Source organism: Bradyrhizobium sp. 2TAF36 (genome assembly GCF_052114925.1).
Classification (GTDB): Bacteria; Pseudomonadota; Alphaproteobacteria; order Rhizobiales; family Xanthobacteraceae; genus Bradyrhizobium; species Bradyrhizobium barranii.
The window spans coordinates 179,199-201,247 of the sequence record NZ_JBFRFR010000012.1 but is presented as its reverse complement, the minus strand read 5'-3'; the positions used below and the strand labels follow the sequence as shown (position 1 = coordinate 201,247).

Annotated in this window: 19 protein-coding genes and 2 riboswitches; of the genes, 15 read left to right on the top strand and 4 right to left on the bottom strand. The window is 64.0% G+C overall.

Going from position 1 to position 22,049, the window contains the following annotated elements; genetic code table 11:
* Together AB4Z51_RS09680 and AB4Z51_RS09675 are read left to right on the top strand one after the other, a co-directional pair.
* Positions 1 to 1,138, top strand: a 1,138-nt coding sequence (locus tag AB4Z51_RS09680; protein ID WP_441497329.1) for a threonine synthase, incomplete at its 5' end; no start/stop codon positions are given.
* A 126-nt stretch (positions 1,139 to 1,264) separates the two neighbouring features.
* The gene (locus tag AB4Z51_RS09675) at positions 1,265 to 2,236 is read left to right on the top strand and encodes a tripartite tricarboxylate transporter substrate binding protein BugD (RefSeq protein ID WP_063983086.1); all 972 of its coding nucleotides are present in this window, start codon (positions 1,265 to 1,267) and stop codon (positions 2,234 to 2,236) included.
* A gap of 78 nt (positions 2,237 to 2,314) precedes the next feature.
* On the opposite strand, the gene AB4Z51_RS09670 is transcribed toward AB4Z51_RS09675, so the two are convergent.
* From AB4Z51_RS09670 to AB4Z51_RS09660, 3 genes are all read right to left on the bottom strand, one after another.
* Complete coding sequence (locus AB4Z51_RS09670) at positions 2,315 to 2,701, bottom strand: response regulator transcription factor (protein WP_135213764.1); 387 nt, start codon at positions 2,699 to 2,701, stop codon at positions 2,315 to 2,317.
* 87 nt (positions 2,702 to 2,788) lie between these two features.
* On the bottom strand, positions 2,789 to 3,466 hold the full coding sequence (locus AB4Z51_RS09665) for a response regulator transcription factor (protein WP_135213763.1): 678 nt from the start codon (positions 3,464 to 3,466) through the stop codon (positions 2,789 to 2,791).
* Positions 3,463 to 5,889, bottom strand: coding sequence for a PAS domain-containing sensor histidine kinase (locus tag AB4Z51_RS09660; protein WP_441497328.1), 2,427 nt, complete (start codon positions 5,887 to 5,889; stop codon positions 3,463 to 3,465). The genes AB4Z51_RS09665 and AB4Z51_RS09660 overlap by 4 nt, the downstream gene beginning before the upstream one ends.
* 701 nt (positions 5,890 to 6,590) lie before the next feature.
* Between AB4Z51_RS09660 and AB4Z51_RS09655 the strand changes: the two genes are divergently transcribed.
* From AB4Z51_RS09655 to AB4Z51_RS09645, 3 genes are all read left to right on the top strand, one after another.
* The gene (locus AB4Z51_RS09655; protein ID WP_014495024.1) at positions 6,591 to 6,989 is read left to right on the top strand and encodes a hypothetical protein; all 399 of its coding nucleotides are present in this window, start codon (positions 6,591 to 6,593) and stop codon (positions 6,987 to 6,989) included.
* Positions 6,986 to 7,174, top strand: coding sequence for a hypothetical protein (locus AB4Z51_RS09650; protein WP_084795121.1), 189 nt, complete (start codon positions 6,986 to 6,988; stop codon positions 7,172 to 7,174). Before AB4Z51_RS09655 ends, AB4Z51_RS09650 begins: the two co-directional genes overlap by 4 nt.
* A gap of 68 nt (positions 7,175 to 7,242) precedes the next feature.
* On the top strand, positions 7,243 to 7,545 hold the full coding sequence (locus AB4Z51_RS09645) for a hypothetical protein (protein WP_193560865.1): 303 nt from the start codon (positions 7,243 to 7,245) through the stop codon (positions 7,543 to 7,545).
* Between the two features lie 90 nt (positions 7,546 to 7,635).
* Here the strand turns inward: AB4Z51_RS09645 and AB4Z51_RS09640 are convergent, their stop codons facing one another.
* On the bottom strand, positions 7,636 to 9,822 hold the full coding sequence (locus tag AB4Z51_RS09640; protein ID WP_441497327.1) for a transglycosylase SLT domain-containing protein: 2,187 nt from the start codon (positions 9,820 to 9,822) through the stop codon (positions 7,636 to 7,638).
* A 326-nt stretch (positions 9,823 to 10,148) separates the two neighbouring features.
* Between AB4Z51_RS09640 and AB4Z51_RS09635 the strand changes: the two genes are divergently transcribed.
* The 10 genes from AB4Z51_RS09635 (at position 10,149) to AB4Z51_RS09590 (ending at position 21,976) form a co-directional block, all read left to right on the top strand.
* The gene (locus AB4Z51_RS09635) at positions 10,149 to 11,885 is read left to right on the top strand and encodes an adenylate/guanylate cyclase domain-containing protein (RefSeq protein ID WP_135213758.1); all 1,737 of its coding nucleotides are present in this window, start codon (positions 10,149 to 10,151) and stop codon (positions 11,883 to 11,885) included.
* Between the two features lie 126 nt (positions 11,886 to 12,011).
* On the top strand, positions 12,012 to 12,188 hold the full coding sequence (locus AB4Z51_RS09630; RefSeq protein WP_166341944.1) for a hypothetical protein: 177 nt from the start codon (positions 12,012 to 12,014) through the stop codon (positions 12,186 to 12,188).
* 152 nt (positions 12,189 to 12,340) lie between these two features.
* Positions 12,341 to 12,553, top strand: a complete 213-nt coding sequence (locus tag AB4Z51_RS09625; protein WP_063983092.1) for a hypothetical protein — start codon at positions 12,341 to 12,343, stop codon at positions 12,551 to 12,553.
* 104 nt (positions 12,554 to 12,657) lie between these two features.
* Complete coding sequence (locus tag AB4Z51_RS09620) at positions 12,658 to 12,915, top strand: hypothetical protein (protein WP_071913574.1); 258 nt, start codon at positions 12,658 to 12,660, stop codon at positions 12,913 to 12,915.
* Between the two features lie 128 nt (positions 12,916 to 13,043).
* Positions 13,044 to 13,265 (top strand): hypothetical protein, encoded by a 222-nt coding sequence (locus AB4Z51_RS09615; RefSeq protein ID WP_071913576.1) that lies wholly within the window; start codon positions 13,044 to 13,046, stop codon positions 13,263 to 13,265.
* A gap of 75 nt (positions 13,266 to 13,340) precedes the next feature.
* Positions 13,341 to 13,554: riboswitch (cobalamin riboswitch) on the top strand.
* Positions 13,555 to 13,668: 114 nt separating this feature from the next.
* Positions 13,669 to 15,786 carry a TonB-dependent receptor plug domain-containing protein gene (locus AB4Z51_RS09610; RefSeq protein ID WP_441497326.1) on the top strand — a complete coding sequence of 706 codons (2,118 nt, stop codon included), beginning with the start codon at positions 13,669 to 13,671 and terminating at the stop codon, positions 15,784 to 15,786.
* A gap of 17 nt (positions 15,787 to 15,803) precedes the next feature.
* Positions 15,804 to 16,814 carry a DUF6925 family protein gene (locus AB4Z51_RS09605; protein ID WP_135213757.1) on the top strand — a complete coding sequence of 337 codons (1,011 nt, stop codon included), beginning with the start codon at positions 15,804 to 15,806 and terminating at the stop codon, positions 16,812 to 16,814.
* A 61-nt stretch (positions 16,815 to 16,875) separates the two neighbouring features.
* Complete coding sequence (locus AB4Z51_RS09600) at positions 16,876 to 17,454, top strand: hypothetical protein (RefSeq protein ID WP_135213756.1); 579 nt, start codon at positions 16,876 to 16,878, stop codon at positions 17,452 to 17,454.
* Positions 17,455 to 17,567: 113 nt separating this feature from the next.
* Positions 17,568 to 17,785: riboswitch (cobalamin riboswitch) on the top strand.
* A gap of 122 nt (positions 17,786 to 17,907) precedes the next feature.
* Entirely contained in the window at positions 17,908 to 20,811 is a 2,904-nt protein-coding gene (locus tag AB4Z51_RS09595) for a ribonucleoside-diphosphate reductase subunit alpha (RefSeq protein WP_441497325.1), read from the top strand.
* A gap of 10 nt (positions 20,812 to 20,821) precedes the next feature.
* The gene (locus AB4Z51_RS09590) at positions 20,822 to 21,976 is read left to right on the top strand and encodes a ribonucleotide-diphosphate reductase subunit beta (RefSeq protein WP_135213755.1); all 1,155 of its coding nucleotides are present in this window, start codon (positions 20,822 to 20,824) and stop codon (positions 21,974 to 21,976) included.
* Positions 21,977 to 22,049: the final 73 nt, after the last annotated feature.

Genomic DNA, 22,049 nt, shown 5'->3' with positions numbered 1-22,049 from the left:
CTCCAAGGCCGGCAAGCCGCTTTTGGTGCGCTACGACCTCGCGGGCGTGAAGAAGGCGCTGACCAAGGACGCGCTTGCCCAGCGTCCTGGCGACATGTGGCGCTACCGCGAGCTCTTGCCCGTGCGCAAATGCAAGGACATCGTCTCGCTCGGCGAGGTCACCACGCCGCTGATCCGGCTGCCGAAGCTCGGCGCCAGGCTCGGCGGCGGCGAGATCATCGTCAAGGACGAGGGACGCCTGCCGACCGGCTCGTTCAAGGCGCGCGGCCTCGTGATGGCGGTGTCGATGGGCAAGGCGCTCGGCATCAAGCACATGGCGATGCCGACCAACGGCAATGCCGGCGCGGCGCTCGCGGCCTACGCGACCTCCTGCGGCATCAAGACCACGATCTTCTGCCCGGCCGACACGCCCGAGGTGAACGTCAGCGAGATCGAGCTTCAGGGCGCGACCGTCTATCGCGTCAACGGCTATATCGACGATTGCGGCAAGATCGTCGGCGAAGGCAAGGCGAAGGTCGGCTGGTTCGATACGTCCACGCTCAAGGAGCCGTACCGTATCGAGGGCAAGAAGACGATGGGCCTGGAGCTCGCCGAGCAGCTCGGCTGGGACGTGCCCGACGTGATCTTCTATCCGACCGGCGGCGGCACCGGCCTGATCGGCATGTGGAAGGCTTTCGACGAGCTGGAGAAGATCGGGTTCATCGGCTCCAAGCGCCCGCGCATGGTCGCGGTGCAGGCGTCGGGYTGCGCGCCGATGGTGCGGGCCTATGACGCCGGCACCGAACATGCGACGCGCTGGGAGGACGCCCACACGATCGCGTCCGGCATTCGCGTGCCGCAGGCGATCGGCGATTTCCTGATCCTGCGCGCGGTGCGCGAGAGCAAGGGTTTTGCCATTGCGGTGGACGACGACAAGATCTCGGCGGCGCTGAACGAAGTCGCACGCGAGGAGGGGCTGCTGCTATGCCCCGAGGGCGCCGCGACCTACGCCGCCTACAAGGACAGCCTCGCCGACGGCCGTGTCAGCAAGACCGACCGCGTGATGCTGTTCAACTGCGCGACCGGCCTGAAGTACCCGCTGCCGCCGGTCACCCGCACGCTCGATCGCCACAAGCCGATCGACTACACGCAGTTCTAGGGACGGCAAGACCGCCGGAGCGCGATGATCGCGCTCTGGCGCGTCATTTCGTCTCTTCACGACCGATCCCTCTTCCCGTACGCGGGAGGGCACAAAAACAACAAAGACATCGCTGGGGAGAAGACAATGAAGAAGGCCATCTGGGCCGGGCTGCTCGGTATTCTCGCTCTCACCGGCGTCGCCCGCGCCGATGACTATCCTTCGCATCCCATCACCGTCATCGTTCCCTTCGCCGCCGGCGGCCCGTCGGATGCGATGGCGCGCGTGCTCGCCGAGCGCATGCGGGTGACGCTCGGCCAGCCGCTGGTGATCGAGAATGTCACGGGCGCGGGCGGCTCGATCGGCGTCGGTCGCGCCGTGCAATCGGCGCCGGACGGCTACACCATCTCCTTCGGCCATCTCGGCACCCATGTTGCCAACGGCGCCGTCTACAAGCTCAAATACGACCTCGTCGCCGATCTCGAGCCGGTGGTGCTGCTGCCGAGCAATCCGATGATCGTGGTGAGCAAGAACGCGGTGCCCGCGACCTCGCTGAAGGAGCTCATCGAGTGGCTGAAGTCGCGACCGTCGCCGCCGACCGCCGGCACCGCCGGCGCCGGCTCCGGCAGCCATATCGCCGGTGTCTATTTCGAGAGCGTCAGCGGCATCAAGCTGCAATATGTGCCGTATCGCGGCACGGCGCCCGCGCTGAACGATCTCATCGCCGGCCAGATCGACGTCATCATCGATCAGACCTCCAACTCCATCAACCAGGTCCGCGCCGGCACGATCCGCGCCTATGCCATCACCGACGACAAGCGGCTCTCGTCGGCGCCGGACATTCCGACGGCAGCCGAGGCGGGGCTGAAAGGCTTCAACATGACGTTGTGGTCGGGCCTGTGGGTGCCGAAGGGCACGCCGAAGGAAATCGTCACCAAGCTCAATGCGGCCGCCGTGGAAGCGCTGAACGATCCCGCCGTGAAGAAGCAGCTCGAAAGCCAGGGCCTCGAGATGACGCCCAAGGACCAGCTCACGCCGGAAGCGCTCGGCGCCCGCCAGAAGGCGGAAATCGCAAAATGGTGGCCGATTATCAAGGCCGCCGACATCAAGGTGGATTGAGGCGGATTGCCTCTTCGGATGCGGCCACAACGTCAAGTGGCCGCCCCCGTGGAGCAATCAGGTTCACGCGGCGCCGCGTTACGTCTTGGCTTCGCTCTGCTTCGACAGGGCCGCCTCCAGACAATTGATCAGAGCCGGCGTGGAAAACGGCTTCGCGAGAAAGCAGATGGCGCCAGCTTTCAGTGCGCGGTCGCGCACGGCATCGTCGGGAAAGGCGGTCATGAAGATAAACGGCGTGCGGTGACCAAGGCCGCGCATATGCATCAGGAGATCAACGCCGCTCATGACCGACATCTGCACATCCGCGATCACGCAGGACGTCGTCCTCAGTTCGGCCGACTGGAGAAATTCGAGAGCGGAGCCAAAGATGTAGACGGTGTATCCCCGCGACGTCAGCAGATTGTTGGTCGCAAGGCGGACGGATGGATCATCGTCAATGACGGAAATGACCGAAGGGACTGACAAGATGATCGCTCCTGATCGGGGAGCGGCCGCGCGCGGCGCAGCCGCCCATCGGAAAATGGGCCCCCGGAGCGACCTTGGAAAGCATACTTAGGTTTGCACCTTTCCCCCCGGGCGTGGAATTCCGAGCACCTCGGTCATTCTGACGAGATCGGCCAATGACTTCGCACCCATTTTCCGCATGATCTGCCCGCGATAGATCTTGACGGTAATCTCAGCCAATCCAAGCTCGGCAGCGACTTGCTTGTTCATCAGGCCGGACGCAACCAGGGCGAGAATGTCGCGTTGACGCGGCGTCAGGCCTTCAAAGCGAGCGCGCACGCTTGAGACCGACTTCTCGGCATCGCGCCGCTTGCGATCGCGTTCGATCGCAGCCTGGACCGCGTCCAGCATGTCCTGGTCGCGCACCGGCTTGGTCAGAAAATCGATGGCGCCACTCTTCATGGCCCGGACGGTCATGGGGATATCGCCATGACCGGTGATGAAGATGATAGGCGTGCGAATGTCGGCCTTCACGAGGTCCGCCTGGAGGTCGAAGCCGCTCGAGCCGGGCAGGCGGATGTCGAGCACGAGGCAACTGGGGACCACCGGCGGCTTGGCTTCCATGACCTCCGCCGCCGAGCCGAAGGCCTCCACCCTGAGGCCGACCGATTGGAAGAGATTGGTGAGCGCACGCCGCATCGACGGATCGTCATCGACGATCAGGACGATCGGATCATCGGCCCCCGCCTGTGCCTGCGCCTGCGTTGGCTTGGCGTGGTCGGTCACGACGCGGCCTCGTGTGGGAAGGGCAGGGCAATCTGGAATGTTGCACCGCTCCCCTCATTTGGGAATGCCGAAAGCCGGCCCGCGTGAGCCTCGATGATCGATCGGCAGATCGATAGTCCCATCCCCAGGCCGCTCGACTTTGTGGTGAAGAACGGCATGAACATGCGGTCTGTCACGTCGCTGTCAAGGCCGAGACCGCGATCCGTCACGGTAAGAAGCAGGTGCTCGTCGCCGTCTCGACTGGAGCGAATTGCCAGCTCGCGCGGGAGCTCGACATTGGCTTGCATGGCTTCGATCCCGTTCATGACGAGGTTGATCAGCACCTGCTGGAGCTGGATCCGATCGCCGCAAATGTTGGGCAGGCCCGACGACAACTCCATCCGCACCGACACGGCATGGGTAGCGAGCTCGCGCCGAACGAGGGCCATCACCTCCCTCACGACCTGATTGATGTCGACTGGGACCATCTCGATTTCGGTCTTTTTCGCGAGCGCCCGGATCCGGCGGATCACCTCGCTGGCCCGATTGGCGTCCTCGACGATCCATTCGACGGAACGGCGCGCAGCGTCGAGATCGGCCGGGTCGCGGCCGAGCCAACCGATGCAGGCGTCGGCATTGGAAATGACGGCGGCGAGAGGCTGGTTGATTTCGTGGGCAATCGAGGCGGTGAGCTCGCCGAGCGTCGTGATGCGCGTGACATGAGCGAGCTCGGCTTGCGCTTTGCGCAGGGCATCTTCGGCCTGCTCGGTGCGGATTGCCGCCGTCACATCGCTGCTGACGCCCCTATAGCCGAGAAAGTTGCCATTCTCGTCATGGAAGGGCTTGCCGCTGGTGCGCACGTAAATCTGAGATCCGTTGCGATCCCTGCTGCGGTAAACCAGGTCGCGGAACGGAAGGTGGGCATCGAGCGCCGCGCGATGCTGCTCCCACTTCTCGGGCTCGAACTCGGCATCGGGCGGAATGTCCCAACGGGTCAGCCCGATCAAGCCGGTCGGCACCGGACTGGCCGTATCGGCGTGTTCCGATATCCGGGTGATGCGGTGATCCGGCCCGGTCTCCCAAAACCAGTCCGATGCGGTTTCGGCATAGTCGCGGAAGCGCTGCTCGGATTGCTTGAGCTCGTCAAAGGCCTTTTGCAGTGCTTCTTTTGCGGCGAACTGCTCGGTGACGTCCACGTGCGTGCCGATGATTTCCATCACATCGCCATCGCCGCCTTTGACAGGATGTCCCTCCGTATGGACACGTCGTATCGAACCGTCCGGACGCGCAATCCGAAAGTCGATTTCGAAGGGCTCCCCTTGGTAGATTGCGCGACGTTCAACGTCGGCAATTCGTCGAAAGTCATCGGCGAGGATCCGTTGCTGGAAAGCCCGCGCCGGGACATCGATCTGGTCCGGCTCAAATCCGAACAGGCGGTAGAGCTCAGCCGATCGGTAGGCAAACTCCTGACGACGCACGTCCCAGGCCCAGCTGCTCGTATGGCTGAGGCGCTGGGCTTCGGCCAGATAGGCCTCACTGCGGCGCAGCCTCTTCTCTGTTTCCTTTGCAATCGTGACATCGGTGACAGCGCCGGCGAACTCGATGCGCCCGGATGCACGTCTCACCGCGCGTGCCACGGAATGGAGATATTTGATGGATCCATCCGGCATCAACAGGCGATATTCATGGTCGAAATCCTCCGCCTCGCGGAAAGCTCGATCAAGGGTCTTGCGGACCGCATCGCGGTCCTCCGGATGGATGCGCTGAAACACAAAGCCCAGGTTCGGCTGCATGGCCGGGTCACATTGGAAAATGCGAAACGTTTCCCTCGACCAGAAGATCTCGTCGGTCGTGGGGCTCAAGCCGAAGCTGCCGGTGCGGCTCAGTTCCTGAGCCTGGGCGAGGTAGGCCTCGCTCTGCCGCAGCGCATCCTCCGCCTCCTTGCGCTGGGTGATGTTTTCGCAGGCGACCAGCACGACCGGCGTGCCGTCGCCGCGCAGCATCGCCTTGGCGTTTTCACGGACCCAGAGAACCGAGCCGTCTTTGCGGATCTTGCGAATCTCCCAGGTGTGCGACTGGTCCACGGTTTCCAGGCACAACCCTACGCATTGACGGACGAAGTCGCGGTCTTCCTCGAAAAAGACGTTCAGCACGGATTGGCCGGTCAACTCGGTCGCCGTGTAACCCAATTGTGCGGCGCCAAACGTGTTCACGTTGAGCACCGTCCCGGCCGGATCGACCATGAAATACATGACCGGATTATGCTCGAACACCTCGCGCCACTGCTTCACGGCGTCGCGTAGATCGACGATGTCCTGTCGCGAGTCATCACCGACCGCGGAACTGTCCTTCTCGCCGGTGCCGAAAGATCGAAGCGCCGCGAGGCYGCCGAGCAGCAATTGTGCGGCCGAATTACCAAATTTCGCGATTTGGCCAGGCATCATCGCGGGCGTCCCGGCTCGCAGGGGTCGAAGCAAGTAGAGCACTTTGCAATCAGGGGAGCAATTCCCTCCGACCAAAGTAGACTCCGCGCCGAAACTCGCGGCAGCCGTGCAGCCTGCCGGCCTTGCGCCGTCTCGTTGCGAAGGTGCGGCGAAGGCCCGGAAAACTACGGGACAAACCTACGTATAGCTCGCGCATCCCAAGTCATAGCGCACATTTACCTCCGTACAATTGAGTCGTCCGTTGCATGCGGACTAGTCTCACAACCATCGAAGGGACGCGATGTGCAAGGCCACAAGCCGGCGATTAGCTCGATGTGCTGCCGATAGCTCCGCGTCCATTGCCCGACCTGCCGCACGATTGGCTGGTCGCGATTGAGAGGCCGCATTTCAGTAACGAGCGTGGATGGCCGGGCGTCAGCGTACGCGCGAAGCCACGACCATGAGAGCCGGAAGGAGAGCATGATGTGCGATACGCCTGAACACTCCGAGCGTGGCCCTGCCGTAAAAGCTTGCGCTGTCTGTAGCGACAAATTCGGCCTGATCCGATATTATTCGTGGCGAGCGCCGCTGTGCTCCAGAAAATGTCTCGATCGCTTCAGGGCGCGCCGCGAACGCGACCGCCGATGGTTGTTTCGATTTCAGGCGGCATGAGGATTAGCCCTTCGATCGGCTCCATTCGGCAATTCTGAACCGGAGGCTGCGTGCTGAACCGTGCTTGCAAGCTCCTCTTGATGATCGCGCTGCCGCTTCCGTTGGTAACGGGAGTGAAGGCCGACGAGCTCGGACAGGATGGTGCACACCGTCATCATCCGCTCCAGGATCAGCTCCTGCACGAGAAGTTCTATTCCAGTTGGCACATGCCCGATAATCCCGTGCTCAGCTGCTGCAACAGTGCGGATTGCTACCCGACCGAGGTGCGATACGTCGACGGCCGGATCTACGCGCGGCGCCGGGAAGACGGGAAGTACATTCTCATTCCATCCCAGAAGGTCGAGCGAAACAGGGACAATCCCGATGGCCGCAACCATCTTTGCGCGCCGCCGCCGTCCGCCTCTCTGGTCGACACGGTCTACTGCTTCGCGTTGGGAGGTGCCACGTGAGATTCATATTGGTGAACGGCAGGACCCCTTTCCGCAAGACGTTCTGTCTATGGTGCTGCGAGGAGATCAGCGGCGGCTATCTGCGCGACGCGAAGACGCTGCTGCCCTATTGCGGCTACGAGTGTTACGCGCTCCATCACGAAGCGGCGCCGTTGATCGAGAGGCGAGCGCAAGCGGCGTCTTGAGCTGACGGGTGGGCGAGGCGAATCGGCCGATGCGACTGCTGGCAGGGGAGGACAGAACGTTGAAATTCATGCTCGTCAACCAGGACCAACCGCATCATGGCGTCTCCTGCAGCGCGTGCGCCCGGCCGCTGGGCTCGAGCTACGTCCGGCATGTGTCCACGCAACGGCAGTACTGCGAGTATGATTGCTACCGCAGATATCAGCAGACGAGCATGGAAGCGCTCTGGCCTTACCGCAGTTCGCTCGAGATGGTCACGGTGTTGGCGGCCATTTCGAGCTGGAGCTGGATGATGCAATTCGGCGCGCTCTCGGGCGCGCTGACGGAAGCATTTCTGCGCGCGCACGAACCTTCTGACCACGGAAGGAGGTGACGGCTAGCCTAACGATGCGGGCCGCGCAGAGTCGGCGGCCGCAGTCACTGCATCCAGCTTCGCGCCGCGTCCAGCCCCGGCGTTGCGAAGCTAGGGCGCGGCGGCTGCGGCCGCTGCCGTGGGTGCCGCGCTGACTTCGTGCGTCGTGACGCGTTGCTCGGACTTCGCCGTGGCCGTGCCACTGCCCTCGAACCGGGCGCGGTAGACCAGCACATTCTCCATCACGCGCTGGACGTAGTTGCGCGTCTCCGACAGCGGGATGCGCTCGACCCAGTCGACCGGATCGACCTTGGGATCGCGCGGGTCGCCGCGCGCCTGCACCCATTCGCGCACCCGGCCGCGGCCGGCATTGTAGCCCGCGAAGGTCATGATCTGGTCGCCGCGATATTCCGACAGCAGCGCGCTGAGCTCGGCCGCGCCCATCTGCGTGTTGTAGACGGGATCGGACACCATCCTGTCCCAGTCATAGGTCAGGCCAAAGCGCTTTGCGGTATCGCGGCCCGCCTCCGGCGTCACCTGCATGAGGCCGACCGCGTTGGCGGGTGACTTGTCGCGCTGGTCGAACGAGCTTTCGGTGCGCGCCACCGAATAGATCACGCTGGTCTCGATTGCGGGCGCGACCTGCTTGTGCTCGGGAATGCCGATGGTCGGGAAGGCGTAATGGTCGAGCGCAAGCCCGTGCGCCAGCGCCGACTTGCCGACCTCCAGCATCACGCGCGCATCGTTGCGCCGGCCGGCGAGCTCGCCGAGCGCTTCCAGGGCTGCGACGTCGGTGCTCTCCTTGGCAAAATCCTCGGCGTAATAGAACACCATGTCGCGCTCGCCGATGCCGTAGAGCATCTCGGCAGCGCGGACGCGCTCGTCCGCGGGCTGTGTCTCGGCCGCGGCCAGCACGGGCGAGGGCGGGCGCAGCTCGATCCCGTCGAGGCCGAGCCTGGCGCGTGCGAGCTGGCCGTAATAGGCGGTCGGATAGCGCGCCGCCGCCTGATAGCTCATGCGCGCATCCGCCGTCGCCCCCATCGCCTCGGCCGCGCGGCCGCGCCAGTAATGCGCCCGCGACAGCGCGATCGGATTGGCCGAGCCTTCGTCGATCGCGGCGAAATGCACCATCGCCGCCTTGGGATCGTCGAGATAGCGCAGCGCGATCCAGCCGCACATGAAGTGGTAGTCGACGCGATAGACTTCCATCGCGGGCACCGCCGCCGCGCGCACCACGTCGTAGGCGGTCTTGAACTTGCCCTGGTCGAGCAGCTTTCGCGCGAGCAGGCGCCGCTCGCGCCACCAGGCATCGGTGTCCTGGGCCGCCATCGTGTCGGGCGCGGCGGCGAGGATCACCTCGGCGGCGTCGTCGATGCGGTCGTTCTGGAGATGCCACTGCGCGCGGCAGAGGACGTAGCCGAGATCGCGGCGTGCTTCGGTCGAGACGTCCTCGAGATAATCCTTGGCCTTGTTGGCCTTGCCGGTGACGGCCGAGCAGGCCTTGACGATCGCGAGCGCATCTTCGCCAAGCCGTTTTGCGGCGCGCCTTGCACCGGCGTAGTCCTTGGCGCCGAGGCGCTTGTCCATGCGGGCGCGATGATCGTCAGCGGTCAGGAGATCGCGGAACGCCTCGTAGGAATCCTCCTCGCTGCGCTCGGATAGTTCGTCCGTGCGCCAGGCCTCGCGCACCAGGCGCGTAGCCCTGTCATTGTCGCCTTCACCCAGGAGCACGCGGGCGAGCGCGAACTTGCCCTTGGCGCTGGTCGGCCGGTCCATGGTGAACTTGTGCACGGTCGCCGCGTCGCTCTTCTCCTGCCACAGCCGCGCTTCGGCGCGGCGGCGGAGCAGGGCGCTGCTCGGCCAGTCCGGATTGGCGGCCAGGAAGCCGGCGTAGCGCTTGAAAGGTGCCGTGCTCTCGGAATGGCGCAGCATGAACCAGTCGGCGAGCTTCTGTCCGGCCAGGTCGGCAATGCGGTCGCGCRCCGCGCTCGCATCGTCGGTCTTGCCCTTGCGCGCGAGATCGATGGCGTCCTTCAGCGCGGCGAGGTCGCCGGTGAGCGGCGGCGGCGCCGGCTTGTCCGAGGGCTCGTCGTCCTTCTTGGACTTGCGCTTGGCGTCGGCATGCTTGCCGTGGCGCGACTTCGCGGCAGCGTGACGCTGCTTGCCGCCGGCTTTCGTCTCATGCGTTTTCTTCGACGCCGACGATTTGTGACTGCTCTTCGCTGCCAACTCGGCAGGAAGAAGGGCCAATGCGGCCACGGCAACGACACACGCGAGCGAGCGTAGGCACTGGTTCATTCGATGGTCCCCCTGCGAAACCACTACAAACCAAGGTCCGCGACGACATGCGGCTTGAGAATCAAAGACGACACCCAAAACGATGCCACGACATCGTTTCGCAGTCCTCACGCTCCTTCAACAATGCGGCAAAATACCGATGGGAACTCGGGAACTTCCGAAATGGCGGAAAGGGCAATGCCTTCAACCTTTGTTAACGAATAGGGCTCGCGCGACGGTTGCGCGCGGTTCAGGGCGCCGCGAAGGCCAGATTGCGCGTGTTCCCGCGTCCAAATCCGGTGTATTGAGTTCCCAACCGATCCTTTCAGCTCTTACCCCCACCGCTCATGCCACTTTTCAACCAGTCGATCAGGCGCAAGATCGTCGGGATCGCCCTCGGATTGATCGTCCTGATGCTGGTCACCGCGATTCTTTCGATGGTGATGTCGAGCCAGGTCGGCGTCCTGCTCGACGAGCTGACCGATCGCTACATTCCGGCCTACGGCCATCTGGCGCGCGCCAACATCCGCTCGCTGGAGCGCTCGGTGGCGCTGCGGCGGATGGTCATGATGAAGATGCAGGCCCCCTCGGAGGAGGAGGCCTATGCGGCGCGCCTGCGCGAATTCGAGGAGGCCGATCGGAAGATCGACGAGGAAGCCGAGGCCGCGCGCACGCACATCAACGCGATCATCGACGACAAAAGGACGCCTTCCGACAATGCCGGGCTGGCGCGGATCGAGACCCGCATCGAAACCACTCTCACCGAGCTGCGTCACGACATGAATGAGGACCACGCAAAACTCCTCAAGCAGGTCGAAGGCAAGCAGATGACGGAGGCGCGCGGGACCCTGGAGCATCTCGACACCATACGCGACCAGTTCAACCAGAAGATCGACGCGATCCGCGCCGACATGCTGAAGCAGGTCTTCGCCAGTACGGCGACAGTGATCGGTCGCCAGCGCCAGGCGATGATCATTTCGGGCATCGTCACCATCCTCGCGGCGGTGGTCGGATTTGCTTTCGCGCTCCTCGTCTCCAGTGGCATCACGCGACCGGTGCGGCTGTTGCTCGCCGGCACCCGCGAGGTCGAGGCGGGCCGCTTCGACAAGACCATCACGGTCTCGACCCAGGACGAGATCGGCGAACTCGCCGCCGCCTTCAATCGCATGATCGAGCAGCTGCGGCACAACGAGCGGATCCGTGAGACCTTTGGCCGCTATATCGATCCCAAGGTGGCGCAGGGGCTGATCGACCGACCCGAAGTTGCCATCGACGGCCAGCGCCGGGTGATGACCATCATGTTCTCCGACATGAGCGGCTTCACCTCGATGAGCGAGGGCATGACCCCGCGTGGCCTCGTCAAGGTCATGAACCACTATTTCACGGTGATGTCCGCGCCGATCCGGAGCCATCGCGGCGTTATCGATAAATATATCGGCGATGCCATCATGGCCTATTGGGGCCCTCCCTTCATTGAGGAGGACGAGCCGGCGCTGTTCGCCTGCTACGCCGCCATCGACATGGCCGATGAGGTGCCGGCGTTGCAGAAGCAATTGCCTGACCTGCTCGGTATCCGCGCCATGCCAGGCCCTTGCGATCTGCGCATCGGGATTGCCACCGGCGAGGTCCTGACCGGCAGCATCGGCTCCGAGCTGATGATGAGCTTCACCGTGATGGGCGATGCCGTGAACCTCGCTTCGCGGCTCGAACTGGTCAACAAGATCTACGGCACGCGGATCCTGATCGCGCAGGCCACGGCGGACGCGATCGGCTCGAACCTCGAGCTGCGCGAGATCGATCGTCTGGCGGTGGCCGGCCAAAGCGCATCGCAGGCCATTTTCGAGGTGATGAGCAAGGCGCACGGGCTCAGCGTCCCGCAGGAGAGCCTGCGCGCGCGCTACGCCGAAGGCCTCGCCGCCTACCGCGCGCAGCGCTTCGACGAGGCTCGCGCCGCGTTCAATGCAGCGCTCGAAGCCGTGCCCGGCGACGGTCCCTCGCGCACGCTGCTCGGCCGCATCGCGCAGTTCGAGGCCAATCCGCCGGACGCCAATTGGGACGGCGCCTGGCGGCTGGAGCAGAAATAGCTGTTCTTGCTGGGCTTGCACCGCCCTTGCTGGAAAAAACGTTTCTACTCGATAACGATGTTCGCCGTGACCTATTTCTCAGGCTTAGGTTTGACGTCCCTTGTGGCGTTTGATGGGGACACGCCGATGACAGAACTTCATGACAGGCTGGAACGGTTCGAGACGCTCACCGCCGAATGCGAGCTGATTGCCAAGCTCGCCACCGACAGCACCAAGCGCGAGTTCTATCTGAGACTCTCGGAGCAGTATCGTCAGCTGGCGGTGGATATGCGGAAGGCGATCGCGACCAAGGCCGCGGCCTGACGCCGCCTGCAATCCGTTCTTAATGTTTGGCGCGCATCCTTTGAGGATGCGAGCGTCGCGATCATGATTGCTCGCATTGGGAATGCCGAGGTCCGTTGCGGTGCAGCGCATCTCGCTGACGTCGCTTTGCCGCTCCTCACCAGGGCAATCCCATGCGCCTTCTCGCAGTCCTCATCTTCGCGCTCATGACGGCCGCCTGCAACCAGGAGCAGGACATCACCGGCTCGACCCCGGTCTGTGCGATGCGGAACTACAGCTCCTACAATCCCCGCGACATGAACCAGTGCGTTGCCGCCTGCAAGGCGTGCGACCACGGCAACACCGTCACCTGCACCACGTCATGCACCCTCAAGGGTGCCCACTGAGCGGCGGCGCTGCGTGAAGCTGAGGAGCAGACGGTGCTCGGGCACCGGAACGATTCACATGGGTTAGTCATTGAAGGGGCAGGCAGGACGCGGAGTCCTATGGAATGGGTATGCTCGATCCCGGTCGGTTCCTGGTGTCGTGCTCGCATTGCGATGCATGGCCGATGGCGGCCAACGTCAAACGTTCGAGCTGGTCGGCGTCGCCGCACGAGGTCCGCTTCGTATGCCCGCGCTGTCGCCGCGAGGAGACCGCCATCATCTCGGCCTCCGGTGAGCTGACCCCGATCCGGCGCATCGACGCTCCGCTGCGCGATGTCACCGCGGCCTGGGCTCAGGCCCAGCGGCCAAGAGGTCGGGCGTAGCCCGCCCGTCACAGGACCAAGAGATCGGGCGTAGTCGGCTCTGCGCAACGCCTTGCGCGGTCCGTTTTTGGAACCCAGCCTACGCCGACGCGTTTCCGCTCCGACATCAACGCACCGAGGCCCTGCGAATGATCAGCGAGCATTTCGACACCCGCACCCGGATCAACATGAAGCTGGCGCTGGATCGGGTCTGCCGCAATCGCCCGGTCGGCGAGGACCATTGCTTTCGCAGGTCCGTTGCCGAGAACATCATCCGCTGCGCGCTCACGGGCCGCACCGGCATCGGCCAGCTCGTCGATGCCGGCGAGCGGGCGGTGATCAGGACGCGTTCGGAGCGGGAGCCGGCCTGATTGCGCCGGCTCAATCTCCGGTGCGGTGCTTTGCCCGTCATGCAACCGGCCGATTGACTCTCCGCTTGCCCGCCCCGTAGATTGGCCGGTGACGGTTCTCCTCACGGAGATCAAAAGGGAACGTGGTGCGAGGTTTTCCCGATACCGGGATATTCTCAACGCCACGGCTGCCCCCGCAACTGTAAGCGGTGAATCTTTCGTCATATGCCACTGGGAATCTCGGTCCTGGGAAGGCGACGTAAGGTAACGACCCGCGAGCCAGGAGACCTGCCGTCAGCCGTGGTCACACGCGAAGATGTCGGTCGGGGAGTACAGACATTAGCTTCACGGGAGCAATCGAACGCTCCGCCGTGAAACCTCGTTCGCTGTGACGTGCCACTGACGTCATACCGAGGTTACAAGAGTGTCCCGTATTGTCTTTGCCGCCAGGCGCTTCCGCGCCGGCGTTGTCGCGTTCGTTTCCCTGTATTCGCTCGATCTGTCCATTGCCCAGGCCCAGCAGTCGGCATCGCCCGATCTGCTGCCGCCGGTCGAGGTCGCGCCGACCGAGCGTGCGGCCAAGCCGCGAGCCGCGCGGCCTGCGCCCGACCAGCCCGAGCAGCGGCGCGTCGCTCGGCTGCCGAAGCCCGAGCTGGTGCCGGCGTCGCCCCCGGTTGCCGGGGTATCCGCGGCCAACCTGTTTCCGACGGTCGTCGTCAGTCCGACGGGCGTTGTCACTCCGACCAATCTGGTTGCGAGCTCGGTGACGGTTCTGACCGCCAGAGACATGGAGCGCGATCAGCGCCGGACCGCATCCGATGCGCTGAGCGCGGTTCCTGGCCTGAACCTCGTGCAGACCGGCGGTCCGGGGGGACAGACGTCGATCTTCATGCGCGGAACGAATTCCAACCACACCAAGGTCCTGATCGACGGCATCGATGTCAGCGATCCCGGCAACCCGAACCGTTCGTTTGATTTCGGCCAGTTGCTCACCTCCGACATTCAGCAGATCGAAGTCCTGCGCGGTCCGCAGGGCGGTCTCTACGGCGCAGACGCGCTGGGTGGCGTGATCTCCATCGTGACGAAGAAGGGCGACGGTCCCGCCCGCGCCACCGGCTCGGTCGAGGGAGGCTCGTTCGGAACGTTCAATCAAACTGCAGGTCTGAGCGGTTCACAGGACCACTTCAACTATGCCTTCAACGTCGCGCATTTCCACGCGAACGACGTGCCGGTGACGCCGGTCGAATTGCTGCCGCCGGGGCAGAAGGCGATCGGCAACAACTACGACAACATGACTTATTCGACGAAGCTTGGCGCCGAACTGAGCGAAAACCTGACGCTCAATGGCGTGGCGCGGTACACCGACGCTACCCTGCGCTTTACCGGAGACACCTTCGATCCCGTCACATCCGCGAGCTTTCCCGCGGCCGCGCAAAGCACGCAGACGGTGCACCAGCTCTTCACGCGCGGGGAGGCGGTCTGGTCCGCTCTCGACGACCGGATGAAAAGCTATTTCGGCGTCAACTACACCAATCACTGGAACTACAACATCTCGCCCGGCGACGTGATGGCCACGATTACGACCGGCGACCGCGTCAAGTATGATTGGCACACCACGACCCAGCTCGCGCCCAACAACAATGTCATCATTGGTGCGGAGCATGAGACCGAAACACTGCAAACGGCGACGGTCTCGGCGCAAAACGTCAACAAGGCCGGGTATATGGAGCTGCAGTCCCAGTTCCGGGATCGAGTCTTCTTCACGGCCAACGTCCGGCAGGACGACAACGAGCGGTTTGGAGAGCATCCGACCTTTCGTCTGGCGTCTGCCGTGATCGTGCCGGTCACGGATACGAAGTTCAAGGGAAGCTACGGCACGGGGTTCAAGGCGCCCACGCTCAACCAGCTTTACGTGAGCTTTCCCGCGTTCTTCTTCTTTGCAAATCCCAACCTCAGGCCCGAGGAAAGCGTCGGATATGACGCCGGCTTCGAGCAACCCTTGTTTGGCGATCGCGTTCGCTTCGGCTCGACCTACTTCCGCAACAACATCACGGACCTGATCCAGAGCACGTTCGATCCCGTGACGTTCGCGAGCACCAACACCAATATCGGCAAGGCGATCACGGAGGGCACGGAGAGCTTCGTCGCGGCTGCGATCACGGACCGGCTTCGCGTTCGTGCCGACTACACTTTTACCCGCGCGGTGGATGCGACGGCGGGACTGGAGCTGCTGAGGCGTCCGAAGGAGAAGTGGAGCGCAAATGTCATCTGGAATCCGATCGATCCGCTGACACTTTCCGCAACCGTGTTGCACGTCGGGAGTTTCGTCGATGGTAACCGCGACTTCAGCATTCTGCGTCTGCTGGCTCCAGCCTACACTGTCGTCAACGTCGCAGCCGAATATCTGGTCACCGACCAGGTGAAGGTGTTCGGCCGGGTCGATAATCTCGCCAATGTGCACTATCAAAATCCGACCGGCTTTCTGCAGCCGGGACTGGGCGTCTATGGCGGCATTCGCCTGGCGAATTACGACGTCAGATAGCGAGAGAGAGAAGCCTCATGACGACGGCCGATCCGCTCATGGACCTGATCGCAAGCCAGCTTGCCGACGCTGAGGCCGGCTGGAGCGTCGGCACGTTCGGTGCCATTGCCGAGTTCACACGCGAGCCCGGTGAGGCCTTCGATATGGAGCAGTCTCGCAACGGGATCAGCGCCGTGACGCAGAAGGGTGGGATACGCGTTGTCTCCCACCCGGATCTGCGCCTGATCGCATCGGAATCGCCGACCACGGAGAGCTGGAGCCACCGCATCGCGCTGTGTCTTCCGCATGAAGCCAGCGCCATGAGTGGTCGTACCGTGCTGACCGAGCTCGGTCCGGATATCGAGGCGCTCCTGACGAGGGATCGCAGCGGCATCCTGTTCGACCTTGGCCTCGGAACGTTGCAGGTCGACGCCTGCATCCGTGTCAGCGATGCCGATGCCGTCGCCGCGCTCAGGAGCCGCACGGGCCAATCCGTGTTCGCGCCCGAAAGCGACGCCATGCGGATCATTCTGGCCGCCAATCCGCACCGCGTCTTCATCAGCCGCATCGGGCGCGCCGAGGTATTCCAGCCGATCCCGCCGCCGGGCGGGCAAAGCCCTGACGGCCCGCACACCCACGTCTCGCCAAAGCTGCTTGCGCATCGCCGCACCCATGCCGCCACCGAGCCGCTGCCTGAGGGGTGGATCCCCTGCGCGCATCTCTATCCGGCCCATCCGCTCCGCGATCAGCTCGGCCGCAAGCGCGCTTTTCGGCCGGATCATCACGCAGCCTTCCAGGCGCTGCTCGAACTCTATGGGCTGCCGGAGCTGACGGCGTGCAAGAGGGCCGTGGTCGAGGCGGTCGCGAAGGGGCGGGGATCTGAGACGGCGACGCTTCCGCCCGATCGCACGGCGCGCGCCACCGTTCGCGTGGCCTTGCGCCAATTGGCGGCCAAGGAGCCGCACACCGTGACACTCGCCGCCTGGCTTGCCGCCTACGACCGGCGCGATCCAGCCGAGACTGAAGATCCCATGGAGGCTCTTCACTGAGTCAGACGTGATGCCGCGTTCCAGCAAAATTGTGCTACAAATCCCACAAGGAGATCGTTCCATGACTGTCACCATCCTGCCGCCCCACGCCGACCGTTTCCGCCTTCATCCGGTCGCGTCGCGCATCGCGCCGATGTTCTGCTTTGCACTGCTGACGGTGTCATGCGCGCTCGCGAGCTTCGCGCTTGCCTGCGCGACGCCGTTTGCGGCGTTCGCCGTCGTCGCCGCCGCGATGCTGCCGATGCGTCCGGCGCTGCTCGTCGTCACCGGCGCCTGGCTCGTGAACCAGACCATCGGCTTTGGCGTGCTGCACTATCCCATCGATGGCAGCACCATCGCCTGGGGCTTTGTCATCGGTGCTGCCGCGTTGCTGTCGACGGCAGCGGCATCGACCGTTCTCCGCCTGCTGCCGCAGGGCCGCACGCCGCTGATGCTGGCCATCGCGCTCGTCGCCGCCTACGCCGCCTATGAGCTCGCGCTGCTTGCCGCGACGCCGTTCCTTGGCGGAGAGGGCGCGTTCACTGCGGCCATCGTGACGCGCATCGGGCTGACCAGCGCCGTCTGGCTCGCCGGCCTCGTCGCCGCCTGCGAGATCGTCCGCCTGGTCGATCCGTTCGGGCGCGCGATGCGGAACGCGTAATGCTGGATGTGCGTCATCCCAAGGGTTGCGCGAGCCAGGCGGGAACTCCCGCATTCCACAGGGAACACCGCTTCCGGCCCGCAACGAATCGTTGACACCCGGCTGCATATGTCACCACATGTGGGCGTCACGGTTCCGCTGGATCGCAAGATTTAGTGGCTAAGAGGGAAGCCGGTGAACCGCGCGAGAGCGCGGAATTCCGGCGCTGCCCCCGCAACTGTCAGCAGCGAGCTGCTTCCGAACAATCGTCACTGGTGCCTTTCGCGCCGGGAAGACGGGAAGTGGGCGACGACCTGCGAGCCAGGAGACCTGCCGCGACGATCTGAACGTCCACGGGCGGGGTGTCCGGCGGTCGCTTGCACGCACCGCCCGGCAACTCTGCCGCCGGCGTTTCTGCAGCGTCCTTCCTTACAGCCCCGTTCAAACACAACGCGCGCATCACGGGGCCCTTTGATGTCACTCAACCTGCACGACGCGGACACCGCTTCCGCACCCATCGTTCATTTGCGTCCACAATCGCTTGCGCCTGCTTCGAGCGAGCCGGCCATGCAGATCATCCGTCGCAACGGCAAGGTCTCGCCGTTCGATTCCGCGAAGATCGCGGTCGCCATGACCAAGGCGTTTCTTGCGGTCGAAGGCACCAGTGCGGTCGCCTCGCGCCGCGTCCATGAGAGCGTGGAGCAGCTGACGGCCGAAGTCGTCGCTGCGTTGATGCGGCGGGCAGGCGAGGGACGCACCTTCCATATCGAGGATGTGCAGGACCAGGTCGAGCTCGCCTTGATGCGGAGCGAGCACCACAAGGTCGCACGCGCCTATGTGCTGTACCGCGAGGAGCGGTCGCGCCAGCGCGCCGAGGAGGCGGCCGCGGAAGCGACGCCCGCTGTCGCGCCGGCACTTCATGTCACGCTCGCCGACGGTTCGCGCGTTGGTCTCGACACCAAGCGGCTTGCGCTGATTATCGGCGAAGCCTGCGCCGGTCTCGACGGCGTCTCCGCGGCACCCGTGCTCACCGAGACCACCCGCAATCTCTACGACGGCATCAGCCAGGACGAACTGGCGCTGGCCTCGATCATGGCCGCACGCACGCTGGTCGAGCAGGAGCCGAATTATGCTTATGTCAGTGCGCGCCTGCTGCTGGACAAGCTCCGCGGCGAGGTGCTGTCCTATGTCCATGCCGGGCCGACCTTCGCCTCGCAGGCCGATATGGCTGTGCGCTATGCCGAATATTACCCGGCCTACGTGAAGACCGGCATCGCTGCCGAACTGCTCGATCCTGAACTGGCCCGCTTCGACCTCGGCCGGATCGCGGCTGCACTCAAGCCCGAGCGCGACCTGAACTTCCAGTTCCTCGGCCTCCAGACGCTGTACGACCGCTACTTCCTGCACGTCCGCGGCAAGCGGATCGAACTGCCGCAAGCTTTCTTCATGCGCGTCGCGATGGGTCTTGCGGTGCGCGAGATCGACCGAGAGGCCAGGGCGATCGAGTTCTACGATCTGCTGTCATCGTTCGACTTCATGGCCTCGACGCCGACGCTGTTCAATTCGGGTACGCTGCGTCCGCAATTGTCGTCCTGTTTTCTCACGACAGTCTCGGACGACCTCGACGGCATCTTCAAGTCGATCAAGGACAACGCACTGCTGGCAAAATATTCCGGCGGCCTCGGCAACGACTGGACGCCGGTCCGTGGGCTCGGCGCCCACATCAAGGGCACCAACGGCGAGAGCCAGGGCATCATCCCGTTCCTGAAGGTTGCCAACGACACCGCGATTGCCGTCAACCAGGGCGGCAAGCGCAAGGGCGCGGTCTGCGCCTATCTGGAGACCTGGCACGTCGACATCGAGGAATTCCTCGACCTGCGCAAGAACACCGGCGACGACCGCCGTCGTACCCACGACATGAACACCGCCAATTGGGTGCCGGACCTGTTCATGCAGCGCGTCGATGCCGATGGCGAATGGACGCTGTTTTCGCCCGACGAGACGCCCGATTTGCACGATCTATACGGCGGGGCGTTCAAGACGGCTTACGAGGCCTATGAGGCCAAGGCGAAAGCCGGCGGCATGCGCGTCTTCAAGACCGTGCGCGCGAGCGACCTCTGGCGTCGCATGCTGACCATGCTGTTCGAGACCGGTCATCCCTGGATCACCTTCAAGGACCCCTGCAACCTGCGTTCGCCGCAGCGGCACGTTGGCGTGATCCACTCGTCGAACCTCTGCACCGAGATCACGCTGAACACCTCCGCCGACGAGGTCGCGGTCTGCAATCTCGGCTCCATCAACATGCTCAACCATGTCGGGCCTGATGGTGTCGACCAGGCCAAGCTGAAGCGGACGGTGACCACCGCCGTCCGGATGCTCGACAACGTCATCGACATCAATTTCTACACCATCCCGGAGGCGCGTCGCTCCAACATGCGTCATCGTCCCGTCGGGCTCGGCCTCATGGGCTTTCAGGAAGCGCTTCAGGTCCAGCGCATTCCGACCGCGTCCGACGCGGCAGTGGCGTTTGCCGACACCAGCATGGAGGCAATCTCGTTCCACGCGATCGAAGCGTCGTCCGATCTCGCCGCGGAGCGCGGACGCTATCCGAGCTTCGAGGGCTCGCTGTGGTCGAAGGGCGTCTTGCCGCTCGACTCCATCCAGCTTCTCGCCGACGCGCGCGGTGGTCTCGACGTCGATCGCTCCGCAACACTCGACTGGGATCGCCTCCGCGAGAAGGTCACGTCCAGCGGCATGCGCAACTCGAACGTCATGGCGATCGCGCCGACGGCGACGATCTCCAACATCTGCGGCGTCTCGCAGTCGATCGAGCCGAACTATCAGAACCTGTTCGTGAAATCGAACATGTCCGGCGACTTCACGGTCGTGAACGAGTTCCTGGTGCGCGACCTCAAGGCGAGGGGGCTTTGGGACGAGGTGATGGTCTCCGACCTCAAATATTTCGACGGCAGCGTCGGCCAGATCGACCGCGTTCCTGACGATCTGAAGGCGCTCTACGCCACCGCCTTCGAGATCGACAGCGCCTGGCTGATCGAGGCGGCCGCGCGCCGGCAGAAATGGATCGACCAGTCGCAGTCGCTCAACCTCTACATCGCCAATCCCTCCGGCAAGAAGCTCGACGCGCTCTACTGGCTGGCCTGGCGGCGCGGCTTGAAGACGACGTACTATTTGCGCTCGCGCAGCGCCACGCATGTCGAGAAATCGACGTTGAAGGGCACCGACGGAAAGCTCAATGCGGTGTCCGCGTCTGTGGCGGTGTCGCACGCGCCGATCGTGATCCCGACCGCAGCGGCACCGGACCTCGACGGCATCAAGGCCTGCCGGATCGACGATCCCGAATGCGAAGCGTGCCAGTGAGGAGATGACGATGCTCGACTGGTCCGATACCGAAACCACAGCAGCCGCTCCGGCCGCCTCAAGTCTAGCCACTGCACTGCGTCCGCAGAGCCAGCTCAAGCTCGAGCCGGCCGACCCGACCGGCCTAGGTGCGATCGACCGCGCCGGCGGCCGCGTCTCCGTCGACGAGAAGCGGATGATCAACTGCCGCGCCGACGTCAACCAGCTGCTTCCGCTGAAGTACAAATGGGCCTGGGAGAAGTATCTCTCAGGCTGCAACAATCACTGGATGCCGACCGAAGTTTCGATGCAGGCCGACATCGCGCTATGGAAGTCGCGGGACGGGCTGACGGAGGACGAGCGGCGCGCGATCAAGCGCAATCTCGGCTTCTTCGCAGCCTCTGAATCGCTCGTCGCCAACAACATCGTGCTGGCGATCTACCGTCACCTCACCAATCCGGAGTGCCGGCAGTACCTCCTTCGGCAGGCCTTCGAGGAGGCGGTGCACACCCACACCTTCCAGTATATCGTCGAAAGCCTCGGCCTCGACGAGGGCGAGCTGTTCAACATGTACCGCGAGGTGCCGTCGATCACGGACAAGGCGGCCTGGGCGCTCAAGCACACGCAGCACCTGGACGATCCGTCGTTCCAGACGGGGACGCCGGATAGCGACCGCGCCTTCCTGCGCGATCTCGTCGCCTTCTATGTCGTGTTCGAGGGGATGTGGTTCTATACCGGCTTCGCGCAGATCCTGTCGCTTGGCCGCCGCAACAAGATGGTCGGCATCGCCGAGCAGTACCAGTACATCCTGCGCGACGAGAGCATCCATCTCAACTTCGGCATCGACGTGATCAACCAGATCAAGATCGAGAACCCGCATCTGTGGACGGCGGCATTCCAGGACGAGGTTCGCGGCATGATCCGTGATGCGGCCGAGCTGGAGGCCGCTTACGGACGGGACACGATGCCGCGCGGCTTCCTCGGCCTGAATGCGGCGCTGTGCGAGCAGTACATGCACTTCATCGCCAACCGCCGCTGTGCGCAGATCGGGCTCGCTCCGGTGTTCGCCGAGGTCGAGAACCCGTTCCCGTGGATGTCGGAGGCGATGGACCTGAAGAAGGAGAAGAACTTCTTCGAGACCCGCGTCATCGAATACCAGAATGGTGGTGCGCTGACTTGGGAATAGCACCGATCATGACTATGCCGCGGGCGTGCCACCTGTGCTTAAACGGTGGCACGCGTGCGACAGCAGGGGGATG

Excerpts from the sequence above, each read along its gene's own strand:
- AB4Z51_RS09625 (WP_063983092.1), top strand. The coding sequence starts at position 12,341 with ATGCGCCTTCTCGCAGTCCTCATCTTCGCGCTCATGACGGCCGCCTGC.
- AB4Z51_RS09595 (WP_441497325.1), top strand. The coding sequence starts at position 17,908 with ATGTCACTCAACCTGCACGACGCGGACACCGCTTCCGCACCCATCGTT.
- AB4Z51_RS09590 (WP_135213755.1), top strand. The coding sequence starts at position 20,822 with ATGCTCGACTGGTCCGATACCGAAACCACAGCAGCCGCTCCGGCCGCC.
- AB4Z51_RS09635 (WP_135213758.1), top strand. The coding sequence starts at position 10,149 with ATGCCACTTTTCAACCAGTCGATCAGGCGCAAGATCGTCGGGATCGCC.
- AB4Z51_RS09620 (WP_071913574.1), top strand. The coding sequence starts at position 12,658 with ATGGGTATGCTCGATCCCGGTCGGTTCCTGGTGTCGTGCTCGCATTGC.
- AB4Z51_RS09675 (WP_063983086.1), top strand. The coding sequence starts at position 1,265 with ATGAAGAAGGCCATCTGGGCCGGGCTGCTCGGTATTCTCGCTCTCACC.
- AB4Z51_RS09600 (WP_135213756.1), top strand. The coding sequence starts at position 16,876 with ATGACTGTCACCATCCTGCCGCCCCACGCCGACCGTTTCCGCCTTCAT.
- AB4Z51_RS09630 (WP_166341944.1), top strand. The coding sequence starts at position 12,012 with ATGACAGAACTTCATGACAGGCTGGAACGGTTCGAGACGCTCACCGCC.
- AB4Z51_RS09605 (WP_135213757.1), top strand. The coding sequence starts at position 15,804 with ATGACGACGGCCGATCCGCTCATGGACCTGATCGCAAGCCAGCTTGCC.
- AB4Z51_RS09645 (WP_193560865.1), top strand. The coding sequence starts at position 7,243 with ATGCTCGTCAACCAGGACCAACCGCATCATGGCGTCTCCTGCAGCGCG.
- AB4Z51_RS09615 (WP_071913576.1), top strand. The coding sequence starts at position 13,044 with ATGATCAGCGAGCATTTCGACACCCGCACCCGGATCAACATGAAGCTG.